Annotated in this window: 17 protein-coding genes; 12 read left to right on the top strand and 5 right to left on the bottom strand. The window is 66.7% G+C overall.

The annotated features are described in order from the left end of the window. Positions 1–27: 27 nt before the first annotated feature. The 7 genes from INQ48_09425 (at position 28) to INQ48_09395 (ending at position 7,702) form a co-directional block, all read left to right on the top strand. A complete protein-coding gene (locus INQ48_09425) occupies positions 28–951 on the top strand; it encodes a DMT family transporter (GenBank protein QRF59417.1) in 924 nt (307 codons plus the stop codon). 70 nt (positions 952–1,021) lie between these two features. Beyond that, entirely contained in the window at positions 1,022–1,933 is a 912-nt protein-coding gene (locus INQ48_09420) for a sulfurtransferase (protein ID QRF59416.1), read from the top strand. Further along, on the top strand, positions 1,930–2,526 hold the full coding sequence (locus INQ48_09415) for a DUF2796 domain-containing protein (GenBank protein ID QRF59415.1): 597 nt from the start codon (positions 1,930–1,932) through the stop codon (positions 2,524–2,526). The genes INQ48_09420 and INQ48_09415 overlap by 4 nt, the downstream gene beginning before the upstream one ends. A 4-nt stretch (positions 2,527–2,530) precedes the next feature. Beyond that, positions 2,531–3,277 carry an ABC transporter ATP-binding protein gene (locus INQ48_09410; protein QRF59414.1) on the top strand — a complete coding sequence of 249 codons (747 nt, stop codon included), beginning with the start codon at positions 2,531–2,533 and terminating at the stop codon, positions 3,275–3,277. Then, positions 3,274–4,536, top strand: a complete 1,263-nt coding sequence (locus INQ48_09405) for an ABC transporter permease (protein ID QRF59413.1) — start codon at positions 3,274–3,276, stop codon at positions 4,534–4,536. The genes INQ48_09410 and INQ48_09405 overlap by 4 nt, the downstream gene beginning before the upstream one ends. A 4-nt stretch (positions 4,537–4,540) precedes the next feature. Continuing rightward, on the top strand, positions 4,541–5,182 hold the full coding sequence (locus INQ48_09400; protein ID QRF59412.1) for a DUF3299 domain-containing protein: 642 nt from the start codon (positions 4,541–4,543) through the stop codon (positions 5,180–5,182). A 219-nt stretch (positions 5,183–5,401) separates the two neighbouring features. Then, a complete protein-coding gene (locus tag INQ48_09395) occupies positions 5,402–7,702 on the top strand; it encodes a DUF3300 domain-containing protein (protein ID QRF59411.1) in 2,301 nt (766 codons plus the stop codon). A gap of 106 nt (positions 7,703–7,808) precedes the next feature. Here INQ48_09395 and INQ48_09390 read toward each other — a convergent pair whose 3' ends face one another. Continuing rightward, complete coding sequence (locus tag INQ48_09390) at positions 7,809–9,083, bottom strand: M20/M25/M40 family metallo-hydrolase (GenBank protein ID QRF59410.1); 1,275 nt, start codon at positions 9,081–9,083, stop codon at positions 7,809–7,811. 226 nt (positions 9,084–9,309) lie between these two features. Here INQ48_09390 and INQ48_09385 point away from each other — a divergent pair, with 226 nt between their 5' ends. From INQ48_09385 to INQ48_09365, 5 genes are all read left to right on the top strand, one after another. After that, a complete protein-coding gene (locus tag INQ48_09385; GenBank protein QRF59409.1) occupies positions 9,310–9,651 on the top strand; it encodes a hypothetical protein in 342 nt (113 codons plus the stop codon). Between the two features lie 390 nt (positions 9,652–10,041). After that, positions 10,042–10,356, top strand: coding sequence for a DNA-binding transcriptional regulator (locus INQ48_09380; GenBank protein ID QRF59408.1), 315 nt, complete (start codon positions 10,042–10,044; stop codon positions 10,354–10,356). A 121-nt stretch (positions 10,357–10,477) separates the two neighbouring features. Beyond that, a complete protein-coding gene (locus tag INQ48_09375; GenBank protein ID QRF59407.1) occupies positions 10,478–11,485 on the top strand; it encodes an ATP-binding protein in 1,008 nt (335 codons plus the stop codon). Positions 11,486–11,623: 138 nt separating this feature from the next. Beyond that, on the top strand, positions 11,624–14,173 hold the full coding sequence (locus INQ48_09370; protein ID QRF60672.1) for a S8 family peptidase: 2,550 nt from the start codon (positions 11,624–11,626) through the stop codon (positions 14,171–14,173). A gap of 13 nt (positions 14,174–14,186) precedes the next feature. After that, positions 14,187–16,487 (top strand): restriction endonuclease, encoded by a 2,301-nt coding sequence (locus tag INQ48_09365; protein ID QRF59406.1) that lies wholly within the window; start codon positions 14,187–14,189, stop codon positions 16,485–16,487. 307 nt (positions 16,488–16,794) lie between these two features. Here the strand turns inward: INQ48_09365 and INQ48_09360 are convergent, their stop codons facing one another. The 4 genes from INQ48_09360 to INQ48_09345 all read right to left on the bottom strand — a co-directional run bounded on the left by INQ48_09360 (position 16,795) and on the right by INQ48_09345 (position 21,717). Next, the gene (locus INQ48_09360; protein QRF59405.1) at positions 16,795–19,089 is read right to left on the bottom strand and encodes a xanthine dehydrogenase family protein molybdopterin-binding subunit; all 2,295 of its coding nucleotides are present in this window, start codon (positions 19,087–19,089) and stop codon (positions 16,795–16,797) included. After that, positions 19,086–19,571, bottom strand: a complete 486-nt coding sequence (locus INQ48_09355; GenBank protein ID QRF59404.1) for a (2Fe-2S)-binding protein — start codon at positions 19,569–19,571, stop codon at positions 19,086–19,088. Before INQ48_09355 ends, INQ48_09360 begins: the two co-directional genes overlap by 4 nt. After that, the gene (locus INQ48_09350; protein ID QRF59403.1) at positions 19,568–20,875 is read right to left on the bottom strand and encodes a cytochrome c; all 1,308 of its coding nucleotides are present in this window, start codon (positions 20,873–20,875) and stop codon (positions 19,568–19,570) included. The genes INQ48_09355 and INQ48_09350 overlap by 4 nt, the downstream gene beginning before the upstream one ends. Before the next feature lie 134 nt (positions 20,876–21,009). After that, complete coding sequence (locus INQ48_09345) at positions 21,010–21,717, bottom strand: cupin domain-containing protein (GenBank protein ID QRF59402.1); 708 nt, start codon at positions 21,715–21,717, stop codon at positions 21,010–21,012. Positions 21,718–21,924 lie beyond the last annotated feature (207 nt).

Raw genomic sequence — 21,924 nt, 5'->3', positions numbered from 1 at the left:
ATTTTTCTTTTGTAAGAAGTCAAGACGATGCAAGCGCTCTGGATGGTGCTCGGCGCCTTTTTGTTCGCCTCCATGGGCGTGGCCGTGAAGATCGCCTCGGCCTGGTTCACCAGCGGCGAGATGGTGCTCTGGCGCGGCGTCATCGGCATCGTCTTCCTGTGGCTGCTCGCGCGCAGCCGCGGCGTCTCGCTCGCCACCCAATACCCCGGCATGCATGCCTGGCGCAGCCTGATCGGCGTGGTCTCGCTGGGCGCGTGGTTCTATGCCATCGCCCACATGCCGCTGGCCACGGCCGTCACCCTCAACTACATGAGCAGCGTGTGGATCGCCGCCTTCCTGGTCGGCGGCGCGCTGCTGGCCTGGATGCCGGTGCCGGGCCGCGACGGCCGCGTCTCGCGCCCGCCGCTGCAGGCGCCGCTGGTGCTGACCGTGCTCACGGGTTTCGCCGGCGTGGTGCTGATGCTCAAGCCCAGCGTGGATTCGAGCCAGGGCTTCGCCGGCCTGCTGGGCCTGCTGTCGGGCCTGACCGCCGCCTTCGCCTACATGCAGGTGGTGGCGCTCTCGCGCATCGGCGAGCCCGAGATGCGCACGGTGTTCTATTTCGCGCTCGGCTCGGCCGTGGCCGGGGCGCTGGCCACCGCGTTCACGGGTTTCTCGGAATGGAACTGGCGCCACGGCCTGTGGCTGCTGCCGATCGGCCTGCTGGCCGCCCTCGGACAGCTTTGCATGACGCGCGCCTACGCCACCGCCAAGACCGAGAGCGGCACCCTGGTGGTGGCCAACCTGCAGTACTCGGGCATCATCTTCGCGGCCTTCTACAGCGTGGTGCTGTTCGACGACCGCATCGACGCCGCCGGCTGGACCGGCATGGCGCTCATCATCGCGAGCGGCATTGCCGCAACCGTGTTGCGTCAGCGTACAGTTCCGCAAGCGCCGGCCGAGGAACATTGAGGCCGGTTCGCAGTCCCTTCACCGTCCGCCGCGCCTGTTGCGCGGCCCATGCGCCAAGGAGTTCTTCGCCATGACCTTCACCACCCTCGTTTCCGCCACCGAGTTGCGCGCCCTGCAGGCCGCCGGCACGCCGCTCATGGTGTTCGACTGCAGCTTCGACCTCATGAAGCCCGAGTCGGGCGCCCAGCAGTACGCGGCCTCGCACATCCCGGGCGCGCTGCATGCCGACCTCGACACCGACCTCAGCGCCAAGCACGGCGTGCCCGGCGCGCACGGCGAGGTGGTGGTGGCGCAGGAAGACGGCGTGCCGGCCTCGGGCGGGCGCCATCCGCTGCCCAGCCGCGAGCGCTTCGCGGCCTGGCTCAGCGGCATCGGTTTCTCGAACGACATGCAGGCCGTGGTCTACGACCGCAACGGCGCCAACTACTGCGGGCGCCTGTGGTGGATGCTCAAGTGGATGGGCCACGACGCCGTGGCCGTGCTCGACGGCGGCCTGCAGGGCTGGCAGGCCGAGGGCGGCGAGGTCACCGACCGCGAGGAGCCCGCGCGCTTCCAGTCGAACTTCGTCATGGGCGAACCGCTGGTGCGCCTCGTCACCACCGACACCGTGGTGGGCCGGTTGGGCCAGCCTGACCAGAACCTGATCGACGCGCGGGCCGGTGCACGCTATCGCGGCGAGGTGGAACCTCTGGACCCGATCGCCGGTCACATCCCCGGGGCACTCAACCGCCCCTTCGCCGAGAACCTCGGTCCCGACGGCAAGTTCAAGCCCGCCGCGCAACTGCGCGCCGAGTTCGAAACGCTGCTCGAAGGCCGCGATCCGGCGACGGTCGTCCACCAGTGCGGCAGCGGCGTGAGCGCCGTTCCCAATCTGCTCGCGATGCGCATCGCGGGGCTCGGAACGGCCGCGCTCTATGCCGGCAGCTGGAGCGAATGGAGCAACACCCCGGGGCTGCCGACCCGGCAAGGCGCCCAACCATGACCCTGACCCGATCCAGCACCGACCGACGCGCTCTCCGACGCATCCTCGCTTCCGCCGCCCTCGCGCTGCTTGCCTCGGCACCGTTCGCCGCCGCGCAGGCCCAGCAGCAGCACGCCCACGTGCACGGCCAGATCAAGCTCGACGTCGCCATCGACGGCCCCACCGTCGTGATCGACATGGAGTCGCCGCTCGACAACATCGTCGGCTTCGAGCGCGCGCCCAAGACCGATGCCGAGAAGAAGACCGTCGAGGACGCCGTGGCCCAGCTGCGCGCGGCCGACAAGCTGTTCGCCATCGATCCCGCCGCGAGCTGCAAGCTCGGCCCGGTCGACCTGCGCTCCGGCGCGCTGGGCCTCGGCAAGCCCGATGCCAGCGAGCCCGAGGGCCATGCCGACCTCGACGCCACCTTCTCGTTCAACTGCGCCAACGCGGCCGCCGCCAAGTACATCGACATCGGCCTGTTCGCCGCCTTCAAGGGCACGCGCCAGATCGATGCGCAGATCGCCTCGGCGCAAGGCCAGTTCAAGCGCCAGCTCAAGCGCCCCGCGGGTGCGCAGGCCGCGCAGCCGGCCCGCCTGACCTGGGGCAAGTGAGGCCGTGAGCCTTCCTTCGCAGGCCGAATCCACGCCGCTGCGCGTGGTGCTCTCGGCCGAATCGCTGCGCTTCTCCTGGCCCGGCAGCGCCACGCCGTGCATCGACATCGAGGCCTTCCGCATCACGGCCGGCGAATCGGTGTTTTTGCATGGCCCGAGCGGCTGCGGCAAGAGCACCCTGCTGTCGCTGCTGGCCGGCGTGCTGGTGGCCGACGAGGGCCGCGTGTGCCTGCTGGGCCACGACTGGTCCAAGCTCTCGGGCGCCGCGCGCGACCGCTGCCGCGTGGCGCACGTGGGCTACATCTTCCAGCAGTTCAACCTGCTGCCCTATCTGAGCGTGGTCGACAACGTGCTGCTGCCCTGCCGCTTCTCGGCGCGCCGCCGCGAGCAGGCCTCGCGCCAGCGCGGCGCGCGCGAAGAGGCCGAGCACCTGCTCGACCAGATGGGCCTGGACCGCAAGCTCTGGCAGCGCCAGGCGCTGCAGCTCTCGGTGGGCCAGCAGCAGCGCGTGGCCGCGGCGCGCGCGCTCATCGGCCAGCCCGAGGTGGTGATCGCCGACGAGCCCACCTCCGCGCTCGACGAGGACCGGCGCGAGGCCTTCCTCGACGTGCTGCTGACCGCCTGCGCCGAGAACGACAGCGCGCTGGTGTTCGTGAGCCATGACCAGCGCATCGCGCAGCGCTTCGCGCGCCATGTGCTGCTGCCCGAGATCAACCGCGCCTCGAGCGCGACGATGGCGACCGAAGAATGAAGGCCCTGTTCTCCATCGCCTGGCGCAGCGCCTGGAACCGCCGCTTCACGCTCGCGCTCACCGTGTTCTCGATCGCGCTGTCGACCTTCCTCCTGCTGGGCGTCGAGCGCATCCGCACCGAGCTGCGCGAGAACTTCGCCTCCTCGGTCTCGGGCACCGACCTGATCGTGGGCGCGCGCACCGGCTCCACGCAACTGCTGCTGTACTCCGTGTTCCGCATCGGCGCGGCCACCAACAACATCGCGTGGAAGAGCGTGCTGGCGCTGCAGGCGCACCCCGGCGTCGACTGGGTGGTGCCGCTGTCGCTCGGCGATTCGCACCGCGGCTTCGCCGTGCTCGCGACCTCGCCCGAGTACTTCACGCGCTTTCGCTACGGCGACCGCCAGTCGCTCGCGCTGCGCGAGGGCAAGCCCTTCAGCGAGCTGTTCGACGCCGTGGTGGGCGCCGAGGTGGCCGACAAGCTCGGCTACCACGTGGGCCAGAAGATCACGCTGGCGCACGGCAGCGGCGAGCTCAACGTGGCCGAGCATGCCGACAAGCCCTTCACCGTGGTGGGCGTGCTCGCGCGCACCGGCACGCCGGTCGACCGCACCGTGCACATCGGCCTCGCGGCCATGGAGGCGATCCACCTCGAATGGGTGGGCGGCGCGCCCATGCCCGGCGTGAAGATTCCGGCCGACCAGGTGCGCAAGTTCGACCTCACGCCCAAGAACGTGACGGCCGCGCTCGTGGGCCTGAAGAACCGCGCCGCCGTGTTCTCGGTGCAGCGCTGGATCTCCACCTACACCGGCGAGCCGCTGATGGCGATCCTGCCCGGCGTGGCGCTCGACGAGCTCTGGAGCGTGATCGGCGTGGGCGAGAACGCGCTGCTGCTGATGTCGGGCCTGGTCGCGCTCGTGAGCCTCGCGGGCCTGGTGTCGGTGGTGATGGCCGGCCTCAACGAAAGGCGGCGCGAACTCGCCGTGCTGCGCGCCGTGGGCGCGGGCCTGCGCCACGTGCTGGCGCTGCTCGCGCTCGAGGGCGCGCTGGTCACCGTGCTCGGCGTGCTCGTGGGCGTGCTGATGGCGGTGCTGGGCATCGCCGGCCTCGCGCCCTGGCTGCAGTCGCAGTTCGGGCTGACATTGCGGCTTTCCGAACCTACACTGAACGAATGGCTGCTGCTCGCGAGCCTGCTGGCCGCCGGCTGGCTGGCGAGCCTGCTGCCCGGCATTCGCGCCTACCGGCTCTCGCTCGCCGACGGGCTTTCACCGAGGATCTGATCCCATGCGCCACGCAAAGACCCCCCACCCCGCCGTCCAGGCCTCGAAGCGCTTCGCCCTGCTGATGGCCGGCGCCAGCCTCGCGGCCGCCGCCTGGGCCGCCGAGCCCGCGCCCAAGGACACCACCGCCACCAACCCGCTCGGCGGCAAGGCCGCGACCGCGGCCACCGCCAAGGCCCCGGCCGGCCAGCCGCGCCAGATCACCTGGGAAGAACTGGTGCCCAAGGACTGGGACCCGTCGAAGGAGTTCAAGGGCATGGACCTCAGCGCCCTGGACGACGGCGACCCGCGCGCCAACGAACTGCTGATGAAGATGCAGGAGGTGTCGAACAACGCGCCGACCAACCCCGCGATGAACGGCGTGGAGGTGAAGATCCCCGGCTTCATCGTGCCGCTCGAGGAAGCCAAGGGCGAGGTCACCGAGTTCCTGCTCGTGCCCTACTTCGGCGCCTGCATCCACACCCCGCCGCCGCCGGCCAACCAGATCCTGCACGTGGTGCCGCAGAAGGGCGCGAAGTTTCGCGCCATGGACACCGTGTGGGTCACGGGCAAGCTGCAGACCCTGCGCAACGACTCGATGATGGGCGTGAGCGGCTACCACGTGAGCGCGAGCAGCGTCACCAAGTACACCGGCGGCGCGAAGTAGCCGCCGGCCACACGCCGCGGCACTGACCGCGAGCTGACTTGGAGCAAGGGGCCGGCATTCACCGGCCCTTCACTTTTCTTGACAGGCCTGTTCCTACCCGGGCTGCGCCCGGCAGACGACACAGCCGGTTGCATCCTCGGGCCATCCTGCGTCATCGCTTGATAAGCGGCCCCCGTTCAGTACGGGCGGGTGCCGCCAAAGCGCCCCAGGAAGGCCAGCATGATCCCCTCCCATCACACTCCCATCGCGCGTGCACTCACGCTGTCGCTGTGCACCGCAGCATTGGTGCTCGCGGGCTGCGACAAGTCCGAGACCCCCGCCGCGCAGAACGCCGCCGCACCCGCACCCCAGGCCGCGGCCTCCGTGCCAGCCGCCGCGGCACCGGCACCCGCGGCGCCCATGCCCGTGGCCTACGTGCCACCCGCGGCCGAGGAGCTCTATCAGATGGTCGCACCCATCGCGCTGTACCCCGACAAGCTCGTGGCGCAAGTGCTGGCCGGCGCCACCTATCCCGAGCAGATCACCTCCGCGCAGGAATGGCTCAAGCAGAACCCCACGCTCAAGGCCGGCGCACTGGCCGATGCCGTCAACCAACAGCCCTGGGACCCGAGCGTCAAGTCGCTGACCGCCTTCCGCAACGTGATGGACCAGATGGCCGGCAACCTGCCCTGGACCGAGGCACTGGGCAAGGCCTACTACAACGACCCGGCCGACGTGATGAACGCCATCCAGGTCATGCGCCAGCGCGCCTCCAAGGCCGGCCGGCTCAAGAACAACGACAAGCTCAAGGTCGCCACCGCCGCGGCGCCGGCCAACTACACGCCCGCGCCCGATCCGCAGGGTGCCTATGCGGGCCCGCTCATCGTCGAGCCGCCGCAGCAGCTCATCACCATCCAGCAGGCGCAGCCCGACGTGGTCTACGTGCCCAGCTACAACCCGCAGCAGATCTACGGCGAGCCCGTGGCCGCCTACCCCGGCTATGCCTACACGCCCCCGCCGCAGCCCGTGTACGTCGACCGCGGCTACAGCGGTGCCCAGGTCGCCACGGCCGGCGTGCTGGCCTTCGGTGCGGGCGTGGTCGTGGCCTCGGCGCTCGAGCGTCATGGCTGGGGCTGGAACTCCTGGAACGTGAACTGGGGCCGTCCGCGCGACCGCGACTATCAGCGCGCCGCGCCGCCGCCGCCGGCCTATCGCCCGGCCGTGGTCTACAACAACAACACCTACGTCTCGCGCTCGACCACCGTCGTCAACAACGTCTACAACAACAACGGCGGTGGCCGCGACCGTGACCGCCCGCGCGGCGATGCGGGCATGGCCGCCTGGCAGGCCGCGCATCCGGGACAGTCTCCCAACTTCGCGATGCAGCAGCAGCAGGCCCAGCAACAGCAGGCCGCCGCGTTGCTCGCCCAGCAGCAACAGGCGCGTCAGCTGCAGATGCAGCAACAGCAGCAGCAACACGCGCAGCAGCTGCAGAGCCAGCAGCAGGCGCAGCAACAAGCCCAGCAGCAGGCTCTGGCGCGCCAGCAGCAGGCGCAGCAACAAGCCCAGCAGCAGGCTCTGGCGCGCCAACAGCAGATGCAGCAACAGGCGCATCAACAACAGGCGCAACAGCAGGCACAGCAGGACCAGGCGCGGCGCCAGCAGTTGATGACGCAACAGCAGACGCGCGAGCAGCAAGCCCAGCAGGCCCAGGCCGCGCGCCAGCAGGCGCAGCAGCAGCAAGCGCAGCAGGAGCAGGCGCGTCGCCAGCAGCAACTGGCCCAGAACCAGGCCGGCCAGCAGCAGGCGCAACAGGAACAGGCGCGCCGCCAACAACAGCAGCAACAACAACAGGCGCAGGAGCAGGCGCGACGCCAGCAACAGCAGGCTCAGCAAGACCTGGGCCGCAGGCAGCAGCAACAACAGCAGGCGCAGCAGGAACAGGTCCGTCGCCAGCAGGAGCAACAACAGCAAGCCCAGCAGAACCAGGCCCGCCAACAGCAGCAAGCCCAGCAGGAGCAGACGCGGCGCCAGCAGATGCAACAGCAGCAGGCCGCGCAGAACCAGGCACGGCAGCAGCAACAGCAACAGGCCGCCCAGCAGGCGCAGCAAGCCCAGCAGCAAGACCAGGCGCGGCGCCAGCAGATGCAGCAACAACAGCAGCAGCAACAACAGGCCGCGCAACGCCAACAACAGCAGGCCCAGCAGCAACAGGAGCAGATCCGTCGCCAGCAGCAGCAAGCGCAACAGGCCCAGCAACAAGCCCAGCAGCAGGCCATGCAGCGGCAACAGCAGCAGGCTCAACAGGCGCAGCAGCAAGCCATGCAACGCCAGCAGCAACAGGCGCAGCAAGCCCAGCAGCAGGCGATGCAGCGCCAACAGCAGCAGGCCCAACAGGCTCAGCAGCAGGCCGCGCAGCGCCAGCAGCAACAGGCCCAGCAGATGCAGCAACGGCAGGCACAGGCTCAAGCGCAGGCCCAGGCACAAGCCCAGGCCGCCGCGCACCGCAACCGCCCGCCCGGCGACCAGCGTCCGCAGTGACGGCAGGCGCCCCGGCGCGCCGCCCGATCGAAGCCTTCAGCCCCCAAACAAAAAGGCGCATGCGAGTCCTTCGCATGCGCCTTTTTCACGTCGAGTGCGGCGTGCTTCAGCGGCCCTTGCCGATCTCCGTCAGCAGCCGCGTCACCAGGTACAGCCGCGGCACGATCGAGTCGACCTCGATGTACTCGTCGCGCGCGTGGTAGCCGAAGCCCGCGAGGCCGAAGCTCTCGACCACCGTCGCCTTGCCCGAGCGCCCCGCGTAGCCCGCGTCGGTGCCGCCGCCGGTCATCGGCGTGAGCGCGAGTTCGCGGTCGATCTCCTTGTAGATCGCCTGCGCCTTCTCGGCCAGCGCGCGGCCCTTCTCGCCCGCCACGAAGGCCGGGCGGCCCACTTCCACCTTCACCGTCGTCTCGGTGTCGGCAATCAGCTTGCCGCTCGCGATCTTGGCCTGCAGCGCCGCATCGAGCTTCTTCTCCGCGCCCGGCTCGGTGATGCGCACGTCGCCGAGCGCCTGCGCCTTCTCGGTGATCTGGTTGATCGGGCCTACCGCGCGCGCCACCGTCCAGTTGAGCGTCACGCCCGGGATGTCCTTCGCGAGGTCCTTGGTCTGCAGCATCTGGTACGAGAGTTCGTACAGCGCGTTGCGGCCCAGCTCGGGCGCCGCGCCCGCGTGCGAGGCGCGGCCCTTCACCTCGAGCGTGGCCTGCGCGATGCCCGCCGCGCCGAGCAGCAGCGATTCGCCCTTCACCACCGACTTCGCCGCCGTCGGCTCGAACGACAGCACCGTGTCGTGCAGGTCGGCCGTCGTCGCGATCAGCTCGCCCGAACCCACCGAGCCCACTTCCTCGTCGGGATTCATCAGCACCGTGAGCGTGTCGTAGTCGCGCCAGCCCGCGTCGGCCAGGATCTTGAGCGAGGCCATCATCACCGCGAGCCCGCCCTTGTCGTCCGCGATGCCGGGCCCGTAGATGCGGTTGCCGTCGACCTTGTAGGGCTGCGAGTTCAGGATGCCGGGCTGGTAGACCGTGTCCATGTGGCCCTGCAGCATGATCTTGCGCTTGCCGTTGCCCTTCATCGTGCCGATCACGATGTCGGCCCCTGCCCCGGCCGTCGCCTTGCGCCGCTCGACCTTGAAGCCGGCCGCCTTCAGCCGGCCTTCCACCACGTCGGCCATCTTCATCAGCCCGTCGACATTGAGGCTGCCCGACTCGATCAGCACCATCTCCTTGAGGTTCTCGATCACGGCAGGCTGCGCCTTCTCGGCCGCGGCGAGCAGCTTGGCGTCGGGGGCGGCATGGGCTGCGGTCGCGGCGCCGAGGGCGAAGGTGCAGGCCAGCGCGATGGAGCGAAGCGAGAAGATGGGTGAGGAAGGTTGAGTCATGAGGGTCCCCTTTTCTTGAAGTGAATGGCGAGCGGAAGGATAGCGAGGCGGGGCGGAATGCGGAGCAAATGGGCGACAGGTTCGCCGGTCGGCTCAAGCAATGTTGCGCCGCCGGACACGAAACTTGACGGCCCTCGCCGCGACCACCTACAGTGCCCTCGCCTCGTGTGAACGAGGCCGGGTTTGGCGGCCTGAAGACATCCTGCGATTCACTTTGGAGGCCCACATGGCCAAAGACTTCAATGCAGGCGCCGACGCCGGTGATTCGGGGGCACGCCCCGTCTCTCAATTCAAACCCTTCAAGTGGGTTCCGCAACAGGGACTCGATCCCAGCCGACAGCACCAAGCCGCCTTCTTGAACGATGCGCGCGATGTGGTGCAAGGAGCGCTGTTGCTGGTTCAACTGCTGCAGTGGGATGAAGAACGGTGTGAGGCCGTGTCATCCGAGACCGACCCCGCCCCTTTTTTCGACGCCTGCCAGCGTAATTCGCTTCAGCGGTTTGTTGCGGTGTCGCTGGGGTTGCTTCATGCGCGGATCGAGGCGCAGTGCGAGGCGATGAGGGAGTAGCGAAGAGTCCACTAGTCGACGCTGGCGCAACAAGGCGCCAGGGTGAATTCGGTTGGCGGACGCGCCCACGATCAAGCTCGTGAATCGAGGGGATCGAGTGGCTGCTCGAGACTGGGTGCTGACGGTCGATCGCGACCTCCTGAGCGTCGGCCGCCGCGCAGAACAGACCTTCGCGAATACCAGCTCAAGACTGACTGCTGCCGATCGGCACCGGCCACCTGAGCAGCGCGTTACGGGAGACCGAGACCTGGGTGCTCGGGACGCGCAGAGCGTGGCACTCGGCCGCCTATGACGGCAACGCCATACCAAGGAACTTAGCTTGTGAGCCTGTAGCACCAGGTGCTATAAACTTACAAGTTTTTTTATAGCGTGCCGGCGGAGGTGGATGCGATGCACAAGATGAAGTCACCCATCATTGAAGCCGTGCGCGACACGGCCAAAGGGCTGTACAAGGCCGGCGTGATGGATCAAATCACGCTGCGCGAATTCGACCCGCTCTGGTTGCCGCCGGTCGAGCCGTTGGAGCCTGCCGAGATCAAGCGCATCCGCGAAAGCGCGCATGTCAGCCAAGCGGTGTTTGCGCGCCTACTGAACACGAGTCTCTCGACTGTTCAAAAGTGGGAGATCGGGCAGAAGAAGCCCGCAGGCACTGCACTCAAGCTGCTGCGTCTGGTTCAGAAGCGGGGCCTGGAGGCTGTCGCATGACTGCGATGCTCCGGCAACACTCGATCAGGCTGCAAGCGCACGAACCAGCCTTTGGCAATGGAATCCATTCCGTCGGCGTGCTATCGCTCGTCCGACAGCTCGCAAGTAAAGGTGATGTCGCATGAATGCCGATATTCTCAAAAGAGTAGTACGAGCCATTGCAGATGGCTCACAGAGTGACTTGGATCGGCTGGCGAGCAAGATCGTCGAAGCTGAACGGAAGACCGGACATGTCCGGCTCGCCGCTCAGCTCGAAGCGATCCTGAAGCAGCCCAAAGCCAAACGGCCCGACACGCCCTCAGCGGCGGCGAATGCCGATCGGACGCTCAAAGAACTGCCCCTCAGCCGCCGCCATGGCGAAAACTTGGCCACGCTCATCCCGCACGATCAGCTTGAGCATCACATGGTGCTGCCGGACGTGGTCGAGCAGCGCTTCGCGCGCATTGAGGCGGAATATGCCGCCCGTGATCGCCTGCGCGTCTTCGGGTTCAAGCCGCGGAAGACGGTGCTGCTCTACGGCCCGCCCGGCTGCGGCAAATCCCTGGGGGCCAAGCGTCTTGCCTGGAACACAGGCCTGCCGCTGATGAAGGTACGGTTCGACGTGCTAATTTCATCTTTCTTCGGCGAGTCGGCGCAGAACCTACGCTCGATCTTCAGCGCTGCGCGGGAAAAGCCCTGCGTGCTGCTGCTCGACGAATGCGACTTCATCGCGAGGTCGCGCACCGCGTCAAAAGACATCGGCGAGGTATCCCGCATCGTCAATTCGCTGCTCCAACTCATGGAGGAGTACGACGCACCGGGCCTGCTGGTCGCAACAACCAATCTGGAATCGGCTCTCGACCCCGCGTTGTTCCGCCGCTTTGATGATGTGTTCTCGATCCCGCTGCCAGGCCCAGAGGAGATCGAAAAGCTGCTGCGCATGACGCTCTCCACCGTGCGCTTTGAAAAGCCGATGCATTGGGACCAATTGGCTTCGAAGCTGAACGGCTCTTCTGCGGCGATGGTGGTCAAAGCAGCGCAGGATGCGGCAAAGGCCGCTGTTCTCGCAGGCGGCCAGACCCTGGTGCATGGCATGCTGGCGCAAACTATCGAAGAACTGCAGCGGCACGACGCGGCGCACAGGGGATAAGGCATGCTCGGCGAGCACAACTTCGAACACCTGCCACTCCTACTCCGCTATCAAGGTCGTGCGCGCCTGCCCAGTGGAGGCAAGACCAATCCCCAAACGCTTGCCAACAAGAACGCCCGGCAAGCGCATAGCGCCACGCTGCAAGGTGCCGCACAAGCACTGTCGGGCAATTGGAAGCAGCGCCAAGCACAACGCCTGGGCCAAGCACTGCCGGTCATACCGAACGGCATTCCCATCCTGCTTAAGGTGGACCCGAGGCTAGACCTCGATGTGCTGCGGGAGTACTTCGATTTCGAGATCGTGGCGGAGCAGGAAGAGGGCTATGTCATCGTCGCGTCGGCAGACATCGACGTGGCGTCGTTCCTCGCCATGGTCAATGGCTTTGCCGTGAACATTCATGGCTCGGCCACGATTGCCAGCATCTATCAGTTGTTTGACGACCCCAATCAGACCGACCGGCTCGGCCGTATCCTGTCGGAACGGCTCTTTGCCGAATGGGGCAACATCGCCGACGCTCAAGACTTTATTGTCGATGTCGGCATCGCCTGTGCCGGCACCCAGGAAATCCCAGCGGTGCCAAAGCGCGGCAAACGCGATACTGACGCCTCCTGGGCTTCGAAAGAACTCGACTGGTCGCAAAAGCGCAATGCCGCCTATGACACCTGGGAAGCGCTGAAGATCGAGCGCGAGAACCAGATTGAAAGTTTCCGCGCGGTTTACCAGGGCGAGATCCTCCACAATATCGATGGCGCACCGTTCAGTGCCGGCGTGCTGCCCGACAGCTTCACGGTTCGGCTCAAGATTTTGGGGAAGGGGCTCAAGGACTTCATCCTGAACTATCCCTACATCTTCGAAGTTTTGGAGCCCGAAGACATCGTTCTGCCGCAAGCGGTCCCAGCCCAGGCCGGTCAGGCAGGCCAACAGGTTGCTCCGACTCCGCCCAATGCGGATGCGCCAGCGGTCTGTGTGATCGACAGCGGCATTCAGGAGGGGCACCCCTTGCTTCAGCCGGCTGTCGATCAGGTCGCATCGCACTGCTTTCTGCCTGGAACGGCCGCCACAGCGGTAGCGGATGAAGTCGCGCCCGGAGGCCACGGCACCAGGGTGGCCGGAGCCGTGCTTTACGGCGAGGAAATCCCCAAGGCCGGTACGCCGGCACTGCCGTTCTGGATTCAGAACGCGCGCGTGCTCGATGCGCAAAACCTGATGCCTGTCACGCTTTTCCCGCCGGAGGCCATACGGCAAGCCGTCGAGCGCTTCAACGAGGGGGCGCGACAGACGCGCATCTTCAATCACTCCATCAACGCGCGCGGCTATTGCCGTACGCGCTACATGTCCGCATGGGCGGCGGAGATCGACCAGCTTTGCAGTGAGCGTGACGTGCTGGTGGTGCAGAGCGCGGGGAACCTACCGATCGAAGGGGCCGGGCCATTGCTTGGCATCCGCGAGCACCTTGCCGGTGGCCGGGACTACCCCGGCTATCTCACCGAGGATTCCGTCCGGGTCGCCAATCCCGGTCAGAGCCTGCAAGCACTGACCGTCGGTTCCGTGGCCTACGACGTTGCGGAATCAGACGCATGGCGCACCTTCGCGATCCAGCCCGATGGCCCGTCTGCCTTTTCTCGAACGGGGCCAGGCATCTGGAGCGTCATCAAGCCGGAAGTCGTTGCTTACGGCGGCGATGCCGTCCGCACGTCCAACAACCCGCCCGATATCCAAGGTGGCGGCCGCATCCCGGCTGCTTGCCCCGAGCTGGTCCGGTCAACGCTGCATGCAGGGGGTCCGGCGTCCGACCGCGACGATGCAGGCACTTCCTATGCTGCCCCCAAAGTCGCGCGCATCGCGGCCCAGGTGCAGCGTGTGCTGCCCGACGAACCGGCGCTGCTTTACCGCGCGCTTGTCGTGCAATCGGCGCAATGGCCGACCTGGGCGGAAGACGTGCTGACGCGCCTGCGCAATCCTCCCGTTAACCAACCGCAGGCAGAGAAGCAGGCCTTGCTGGATGCGGCATCACATGCGCTGCGCTGCTTGGGGTACGGCATCCCCGATGAACAACGCGCCACGGCCAACACCGATCACCGCACGACATTCATCACCAGCGGCGAAACCCAGATTCACGCGGCCGAATGCCACGTCTATCAAGTGCCGATCCCGCCGGAGCTTCGCAAACAGGCGGATGAATTCGATGTGCGGATTGATGTCACGCTTTCCTACGTGGCCCAGCCTCGCCGCACGCGCCGAAACTTGCGGCGTTATCTCTCGACCTGGGTTGACTGGAAGACCAGCAACCTCGGCGAGGGTCTCAACGACTTCCGGGTACGCGCCCTGAAGAACGTCGCCAATGACGACGAGCCGTTGCCCGGATCGACCTTGCCATGGACCTTGCATGAAAAGCCGCAGTGGGGCGTGATTCGCGATCACAAGCGAAACAGCGGCACGGTGCAAAAGGACTGGGCCGTCGTTCGCTCGAACGCGTTGCCTGATCACTTCTGCATCGCCGTGGTGGGTCATCAAGGTTGGAGCCACGATCCAGGTTCAGTCGCCCGCTATGCCCTTGCGGTGACGTTTGAAATTCAGGGCGGCGAGATCACAATATACGAACCCCTGCGCGCCGCCATTGCCGAACTGCAAGCCCAGACGGAAGAGATCGAGGCGGAGGCGGAAATGGAAGTCGAAGTCGGCGAGTAAAGGCTGGTGATGAATGAGCCGCTATGACTACAAATCGCTGTCTCCCCTGGATTTCGAAGAGCTGACCAGGGATTTGCTGCAGGCCGAGTGGAAGGTCGCGCTGGAGGCTTTCAAGAGCGGGCGCGATCAAGGCATTGATCTCCGCTACGCCCCGCTGACGGGCGGCACGACAATCGTGCAGTGCAAGCACTACGCGTCGTCGTCCATCAGCAATTTGCTGTCGCATCTGCGTAGCACTGAGCTTCCCAAGGTGGAGCGGCTTCGCCCACAGCGCTATGTCCTTGTAACTTCGCTGCCGCTTTCACCGGCCGACAAGGACAAGCTGATCGTGCTTCTCCGGCCTTTCATCCTGGGGCCAGCCGATGTCATCGGTGCCGGCGATCTGAACGGCCTGTTGAGCCGCCACCCCGATATCGAACGCGCCAACTTCAAGCTCTGGCTCACGAGCGCGACGGTATTGGATCGCGTGTTGCACAACGCCGAAATCTCGCAGACCGAATTTGAAGTCGAGCGTATCCGGCGTAAGTTGCCTGTGTTCGTTCAGAACAAGGCGTTCCCGCGCGCTCAGCAGCTACTGGACGAACATCGGGTCGTCGTCATTTCAGGGGTTCCCGGCATTGGCAAGACGACTCTGGCCGAGATGCTGCTATACGCCCATCTGGAAGACGGCTACCAGCCCATCGTGATGCAAACCGACGTGGGCGAGGGCAAGCGGCTCTTTCGTCAGCAAAGCAAGCAGATTTTTTACTACGACGACTTTCTTGGCCAAACGTTCCTCGGTGACCAACGCACCTATCTCGGCAGCAACCACGATGCAGCCTTGGTGAACTTCATGGACATGGTGCGTAACACGCCGTACAGCAGGTTCGTCTTAACCACGCGAGAGCACATCCTGCGCCGCGCGTTCCAGATTTCGGAGCGCTTTCTGCACAGCACGATGATGGCTCACCGCTGCGTGCTGGGACTGGGCGACTATTCCTTCGGGCAACGCGCCAGAATTCTCTACAACCACTTGTATTTCAGCGATCTTCCCCTCGCGTACAAGGACGTGATCCTGCAGGATGACTTTTTCCTTGAGATCATCAAGCACGACCAATTCAATCCGCGCTTGGTCGAATGGCTGGCATCGCTGACCCGTCTGCAATCACCGCCGTCGGAGCAGTACAAGCCACGCATCACGGCGCTACTTCAGTCGCCTGAGGGCCTGTGGTCTCATGCATTCGCGACGCAAATTTCCGACGCTGGACGCGACCTTTTGTTGGCGCTCTATAGCCTTGGTCAGCGGGTTGATGTGGTGGACCTCGAACCCGCTTTCGAGGCAATTCATCGAGGAAATTCGGAACGCTACAACCGGCCGCATAGCCCCGGCGACTTTCGCACGGCGCTTCAAGAACTCGACGGCGCCTTCCTGTCATACCGCTCGGGGTATGCCGAATTCATCAACCCGTCCATCCGGGACTTCGCCGCCAGCGTCATCTGTCGCACACCGGCAATTGCCTTCAATCTTGCGGCTGACACGATCCGGTTCAGACAGCTTGCGAACGTCTGGGACTTGGCGATCGAGCGACCTGACCAGCCGCTGCGCGCCGCGATAGCTGCCGATGCCACGCGCTTTAAGTCGGCGTTGAAGCAGGTCTTGTATGGCGAGTCGACACGATGGGAGAAAACGGCGAAGGGGATCTTCGGATCTTCGATCGACACGGCTGAAGAAGCCCGCTTGACGAAGCTCGTCGAGATTTGCGAAGCGCTGCAGGACCGAGGGCTTCTCCGCCTGTGCGAAGAGTATGGAACGCACCTCGTCGATCGTTGGGGAAAGCGGAGCATCGACTTTCGAGACACGCTCAACGCCCTGGAATCAATGAAAGAGCGCACCTGGTATCTGAGCCAGGGGGGCCAATCCATCCATCGCACAGTGCTGGACGGGCTGCTCGGCCACCTCGAAATGGCGAGCGCGTCTGACTGGTTGGCCTTGCTTCAGTTCCCGGACTCTGCGCTGGAATGGTCACATCGGGATGAGCAGCAACTGAGCGAAGCCCTGACGCACTACCGGAGTGAAGGCGTTCGGTATGACATTGATGACTGCACCGATACCAGTGAACTGAACGACTTGCGAACTTCTTTGACCGAGTTGGCCCAGCAATACGGCCTTGACTTTGCGCGCACCATCGCTTTGATCGACGAAACGATAAGCGAACGCGAGGAGCGAGAGCCGGAATATGAAGGCGGCGGGTATTCCAAGTCAACGGCGGCGAGTCAAGCAGAGGTGGTTACTGACGATGAAGTTCGCGAGATGTTCAAGACACTCCGCGAATAGTTGGCCCTCACGTTTTTTTAACCAGTGCCTCATAAAGGAAGAGAGACATAACTCGAAGGCTGTCGCCGACCTCCGCTGCACGAGCGGCGGGTTCGGAGCGGAAAGCGTGAGCTCGCTTGGTAGGTGCGAACTACCGCTGCCGCTGCGAAGCAGCCTTCCCCCTGCTGACGATGCACAGCAAACAAATGGAGCTGCGCCCTTTCAAAGAAACTTCAGGCTAGAGATCGTTTGCGCACGCTGGCCCGAGTAGCAATCTATTTGGGCAAAGCCTCACAAACGTGGCGCCCGCCGCCAACCTCCCCCAGCCTCAACCCTGCCTGTATTCCTTCAACCTCCGCCCCGCCGCCAACGGCAACCCCCGCAACCTCCGCCCCGTAGCATCCGCAATCGCATTCCCCAACGCCGCAGGCGCCGGCCCCTGCGAAGCTTCGCCGGTCCCCAGAAACGGCGCACCAGGCCGATCGATGATGTGCACCTCCACCTTCCGCGGCACGTCCGAGAACCGCATGATCGGATAGCGGCTCCAGTCGTAGCTGCGGATGCGCTGGGCGTCGTACTGCACCTGCTCGTACAGGGTCCAGCTGGCCGACTGCAGGATGCCGCCCTCGACCTGGTTGCGCACGCCGTCGGGGTTGACGACCTGGCCGCAGTCGATGGCCGCGATGGCGCGCTCGATGCGGATCTCGCCGGTCTCCGGCACGATCGACACCTCGACCGCCAGCGCGAGGTAGCTCATCAGGTTCTTGTACTGGGCGAATGAGAAGCCCACGCCGCGGTTCGGCACGCGCTTGCGCTGGGGGTCCCAGCCGAACTTCTTCGCCGCGAGCTGCACGACGTCGCGCCCGCGCGGGTCGTCGAGGTGGCGCAGCCGGAACTCCACCGGATCGGCGCCCGCGGCGGCGGCCAGCTCGTCCATGAAGCTCTCGATGGTGAAGACGTTCATGTACGCGCCGAGCCCGCGCATGGCCGACACACGCACCGGCATGTCGGGCAGGAAGTGGTGCTCGACGTTGTAGTTGGCGAAGTTGTACAGCGGCAGGCTGTTGCGGTCGCCGCCGCCCTCGGGCATGGGAATGGGCTTGGGCGGGGCCGGCGTGAAGGGCCTGGCGAGGTACTGCGCGGAGATGAAGCGCCCGGCGTTGTCCAGGCGCTGGTTGTGCGAGTTGCTCCAGATCTCGTACTGCCAGTCGACCACGCGGCCGCTGGCGTCGAGCGAGGCCTTCACGTCGGTGACCATCGCGGGGCCGAAAGGCTCCCAGGTGAACTCGTGCTCGCGCATCCATTGCAGCCGCACCGGCCGTCCCGGCACGGCGCGCGCGATGAGCGCGGCCTCGGCGCCGGCATCGTCGGCGGCGTTGTGGCCGTAGCAGCCCGAGCCTTCGACGTGCACGCAGCGGATGTCCTCGGGCTTCATCGAGAGCAGCTCCGACAGCGCGCCGCGCATCGGGAACACGCCCTGCGAATGGGTCCACACGGTGAGCTTGCCCTGCGCATCGAACTGCGCGACGGCGCACGAGGGGCCGATCGACGCATGCGCGAGGTAGGGCTTGGTGAAGCGCGCATGCAGGGTCTTGGCCGCGGGCACGGTCTCGCCATGGCGGTCACCGACGTGGATCTCCTGCCGGGGCAGCTTCATCAACGTGTCGTAAATGGTGGCCGGCGTGGGCAGCGAGGCGCTCTCCTGCCAGCGCGCGGCCTCGGTGAGCGCGCGCATGGCCTGGATGGCCTGCCACTCGTCCTGCGCCACCACGGCCAGGAAGCTGCCGTCGCGCACCACCTTGACGACGCCCGGCATCTTCTCGACGGCCGCGCTGTCGACGCCGGTCAGCACGGCGCCATACGACGGCGGCCGCACCATGCGCGCATGCACCATGCCCGGCAGGCGCATGTCCTGCACGTAGCTCGCGCCACCGGTGACCTTGCCCGGGATGTCGAGCCGCCGGCGCGACTGGCCGATGACGCGGTGCTGCTTCGGATCGACCAGCTCGGAGCGCGGCTCGGCGCGCCGGTGCAGGTCGAGGCCGCTCACGGCCTGGCCGTAGCTCAGGGTGCGGCCGTCGGGGGCGGAGATGACGCCATCGCGCAACCTGAGGGTGTCGGCCGCCACGCCGAGCTTGCCGGCGGCCGAGCCCACGAGCAGCACGCGCACCTGCGCCGCCGCGTTGAGGATGGCGGTGCCGCTGTCGGCGGTGGAATGGCTGCCGGCCGTGTAGCCCTCGTTGGGCGTGACGGCAGTGTCGGCCGTCACCAGGTGCACCGCCTCGAAGGCCACGCCCAGTTCCTCGGCGGCGATCTGCGTGAAGGCGGTGCGGATGCCGGTGCCGAGCTCGGCCTTGCCGGTCCACACGGTGATGCGGCCCTGCTCGTCGATGCGGATCCAGGCGTCGAGCATGGGCGTGCCGGTGAGGTCGCCCGGCAGCTTGGCGGTGCCGGCATCGAGCGCGCTGGGCGCGCCCGCCTCGGTAGCCTGCTTGCCCTGCTGGGCCAGCGCGGCGGCGCCGGGCCAGAGCGAGAAGCTCACGGTGAGCGAACCCGCGGCCAAGAAGTGGCGCCGGCTCGGGTTGCGCAGCGCGGCGTCATGCCGCCGTGCGGGGCGGCTCATCGCGATGCTCCTTGTCGCGCGGTGCCGGCCAGCGTCTTCGACGCATCGACGATCGCGGCCACGATGCGCATGTGGGTGCCGCAGCGGCAGAGGTTGGGCTGCATGTGCTGGCGGATCTCTTCCTCGTCGGCGCCCGGGCGCTCGTCGAGCAGCGCCTGCGCGCGCATCACCATGCCGGCGATGCAGTAACCGCACTGGGCCGACTGCTGCTCGATGAAGGCCTGCTGGATCGGCGCCGGCTTGTCGGCGCTGCCCAGGCCCTCGATGGTGCGCACCGCGCGCTTGCCCACCGCCGACACCGGCATCAGGCACGAGAACACGGGGCGCTTGTCGACGATCACGGTGCACGCGCCGCACTGGCCGAGGCCGCAGCCGTACTTGGCGCCATTGAGCTTGAGGTGGTTGCGCAGTGCGTACAGCAGCGGCATGGAGGGATCGATGTCGAGCGCGTGGTCGACGCCGTTGACGGTGAGCGTGATCATTTCGGCAGTGCCTCCTTCTCCTTGCGGACCTTCGCAACCTCGTTCTGCAGATCGGGCCAGGCCGGGCGCTGCGTGGCGCTGGCGCGCACGTAGCGCAGCACCTCGGCGATCTGCTCGTCGCTCAGCACATCGGCAAATGGCGGCATGTAGTGCGCCGATGCCGAACCGCCCCACGGGTTGCCGCCCAGCACCAGGTTGATGGCGTTGCGCGCGCTGTCGGCATTGACTGCGGTGCTCAGGCCGAGCGCGGGCCGGTCGCCGATGGTGCGCATGGGCGCCGCGCCGCCATGGCAGCCGGCGCATGAGCCGTTGAACAGCGCGGCTCCGGCATCGACGCGCTGGCCCGCGGGCACGGCCGCGGCGGCGACCGAGGCGGACGCAGCCGCCTTGGCCGGCTCGGCCTGTGCCGCGGGCTGCAGGCCCATGATGTAGGTCGCGATCGCGCGCACGTCCGACTCAGGCACGTCGGCCAGGTGCTGCGTCACCGGCAGCATCGGCCCCGCGGCCGCGCCGTGTTCGCTCGCGAGGCCGGTGCGCAGGTAGGACACGAGCTGCTCCTTCGTCCACGGCCTGGGCGCGCTGGCCAGCGCATTCAGCGGCGGCGCTTCCCAGCCGTCGATGAGGTTGCCCGCGAAGGGCTGGTTGCCCTTCTCGGCGCCGAGCAGGTTCATCGGCGTGTGGCAGGCCGCGCAGTGCGCCGCGCCCTCCACCAGATAGCGGCCGCGCAACCATTCGTCGGACTGCGCCGTGCCGGGCGCGGGCAGCGGGCCCTTCTGCAGGAACAGCAGGTTCCAGCCCGCGACCAGCGGCCGAAAGCCGAGCGGGAACGTGAGCTGGTTGGCCTTGGCCGGCGCATGCACCGGCGTGCGCGCCATCACGTACGCATAGAGCGCGCCGATGTCGTCATCCGACATCCGCGTGAAGTGCGGATAGGGAAAGGCCGGGTACAGCAGGTGCCCGTCGCGCGACACGCCTGCGCGCATGGCGCGGGTGAAGGCCTCGAGCGACCAGGTGCCGATGCCGGTCTCGGCGTCGGGCGTGATGTTGGTGCTGTAGATCGTGCCGAAGGGCGTGTTGAGCGGCAGGCCACCCGCGAAGGGTTTGCCGTTGGCGGCCGTATGGCACACCATGCAGTCGCCCGTGCTGGCCACGTGCGAGCCTCGCACCAGCAGCGCCTGGTCGCCGCCGGGCGGCGGTGGCGCGGGCAAGGCCGCGATGGCCGGCTCCCACGCATAGGCAAAGGCCGCGCCAACGGCAGCAGCCGCGACGACCAGCAGCGTCGCGATCTTGTTTCTCGTGTTCATTCGTCCATCCTGCCCGGCCGGGTTTGCGTACGGCGCATCGCTTCATCGTGGGCGGCGCGGATGCTACGCGGCGAGAATTAGATGGGAGTTCGGGCCCGGATAGACCCGGGCCGCCGGTCGGCATTGCGCCGCCGTCAAGCTTTGCTGGCGCGTCCCTTCTTCTTCGCCACCGCCTCCACGGCTTCCACCTCCGGCGCCTCCCGCGCCGACTTCATGTGCCCGCTCTCCCCGATCGTCATCCCCACGATCTTCGCCAGCTGCCGGCTCACGCTGATGTACGCATGCCCGAGCCGGCTGTCGAAATAGAGCGAATCCCCCCGCCCCAGCCGCACCACCTCGCCGTTGTCGAAGTGCACCTCGATCTCGCCCGAGAGCACATAGGCGAATTCCTCGCCCGAGTGGCGCACGAAGTCCTCGGGGCCATGGATGCGCCGCGCGTGCACCACGCCGACGATGGGGCTCATCTGCTTGCCGGCGGCGGTGGTGCCGAGGAACTCGTAGGCGATCGATAGGCCGCGGTACACCACGCCCTTGCCGGCGCGCGTGACCACGGGGCCGTCGAACTGCGCGGGCTTGACGCCGGCGCCCGCGAACATGGCGTTCATGTCCATGTCGAGCGCGCGGCCCAGGGCAGTGAAGTTCTCGTAGCCCAGCGCGAGCTGGCCGCGCTCGGCGCGCGAGATGGTGGTGATCGACACGCCCGAACGCTCGGCCAGTTGCGCCAGCGTCCAGCCGAACCGCTTGCGCGCGGTGCGCAGGCGATAACCGAAAGTGGTGCGGTCCAGCGTGGGCGCGGCCTCCTTCGGCTTCGCCGCCTGCTTGGTCCCTGTATGTGGATTCACGCTTGGCTCTCTCTTGTGATGCGCAGGATTCTGCCAGTCCGTCCGTTGCCGCTCCACCGCCGGGCCGCCGCGGCCGGGCCCGGAATTTGCGTATGCGCAAATTGCAAGTACGCAAATTTCACCGCCATGGTGCAACGAACGTCCTGGGCCCCTCGCCGCGTCCTCACTCTGCACGAGACGATGCGAAAGGAACTCAGGGCTTTCGAT

Origin of the sequence: Variovorax paradoxus (assembly GCA_016806145.1) — a bacterium.
GTDB lineage: Bacteria > Pseudomonadota > Gammaproteobacteria > Burkholderiales > Burkholderiaceae_C > Variovorax.
Note: the sequence above shows the minus strand (reverse complement) of the source record. Positions and strands in the feature narration are given on the sequence as shown.

Excerpts from the sequence above, each read along its gene's own strand:
- INQ48_09425 (QRF59417.1), top strand. The coding sequence starts at position 28 with ATGCAAGCGCTCTGGATGGTGCTCGGCGCCTTTTTGTTCGCCTCCATG.
- INQ48_09420 (QRF59416.1), top strand. The coding sequence starts at position 1,022 with ATGACCTTCACCACCCTCGTTTCCGCCACCGAGTTGCGCGCCCTGCAG.
- INQ48_09415 (QRF59415.1), top strand. The coding sequence starts at position 1,930 with ATGACCCTGACCCGATCCAGCACCGACCGACGCGCTCTCCGACGCATC.
- INQ48_09405 (QRF59413.1), top strand. The coding sequence starts at position 3,274 with ATGAAGGCCCTGTTCTCCATCGCCTGGCGCAGCGCCTGGAACCGCCGC.
- INQ48_09400 (QRF59412.1), top strand. The coding sequence starts at position 4,541 with ATGCGCCACGCAAAGACCCCCCACCCCGCCGTCCAGGCCTCGAAGCGC.
- INQ48_09395 (QRF59411.1), top strand. The coding sequence starts at position 5,402 with ATGATCCCCTCCCATCACACTCCCATCGCGCGTGCACTCACGCTGTCG.
- INQ48_09390 (QRF59410.1), bottom strand. The coding sequence starts at position 9,083 with ATGACTCAACCTTCCTCACCCATCTTCTCGCTTCGCTCCATCGCGCTG.
- INQ48_09385 (QRF59409.1), top strand. The coding sequence starts at position 9,310 with ATGGCCAAAGACTTCAATGCAGGCGCCGACGCCGGTGATTCGGGGGCA.
- INQ48_09380 (QRF59408.1), top strand. The coding sequence starts at position 10,042 with ATGCACAAGATGAAGTCACCCATCATTGAAGCCGTGCGCGACACGGCC.
- INQ48_09375 (QRF59407.1), top strand. The coding sequence starts at position 10,478 with ATGAATGCCGATATTCTCAAAAGAGTAGTACGAGCCATTGCAGATGGC.
- INQ48_09365 (QRF59406.1), top strand. The coding sequence starts at position 14,187 with ATGAGCCGCTATGACTACAAATCGCTGTCTCCCCTGGATTTCGAAGAG.
- INQ48_09360 (QRF59405.1), bottom strand. The coding sequence starts at position 19,089 with ATGAGCCGCCCCGCACGGCGGCATGACGCCGCGCTGCGCAACCCGAGC.
- INQ48_09355 (QRF59404.1), bottom strand. The coding sequence starts at position 19,571 with ATGATCACGCTCACCGTCAACGGCGTCGACCACGCGCTCGACATCGAT.
- INQ48_09350 (QRF59403.1), bottom strand. The coding sequence starts at position 20,875 with ATGAACACGAGAAACAAGATCGCGACGCTGCTGGTCGTCGCGGCTGCT.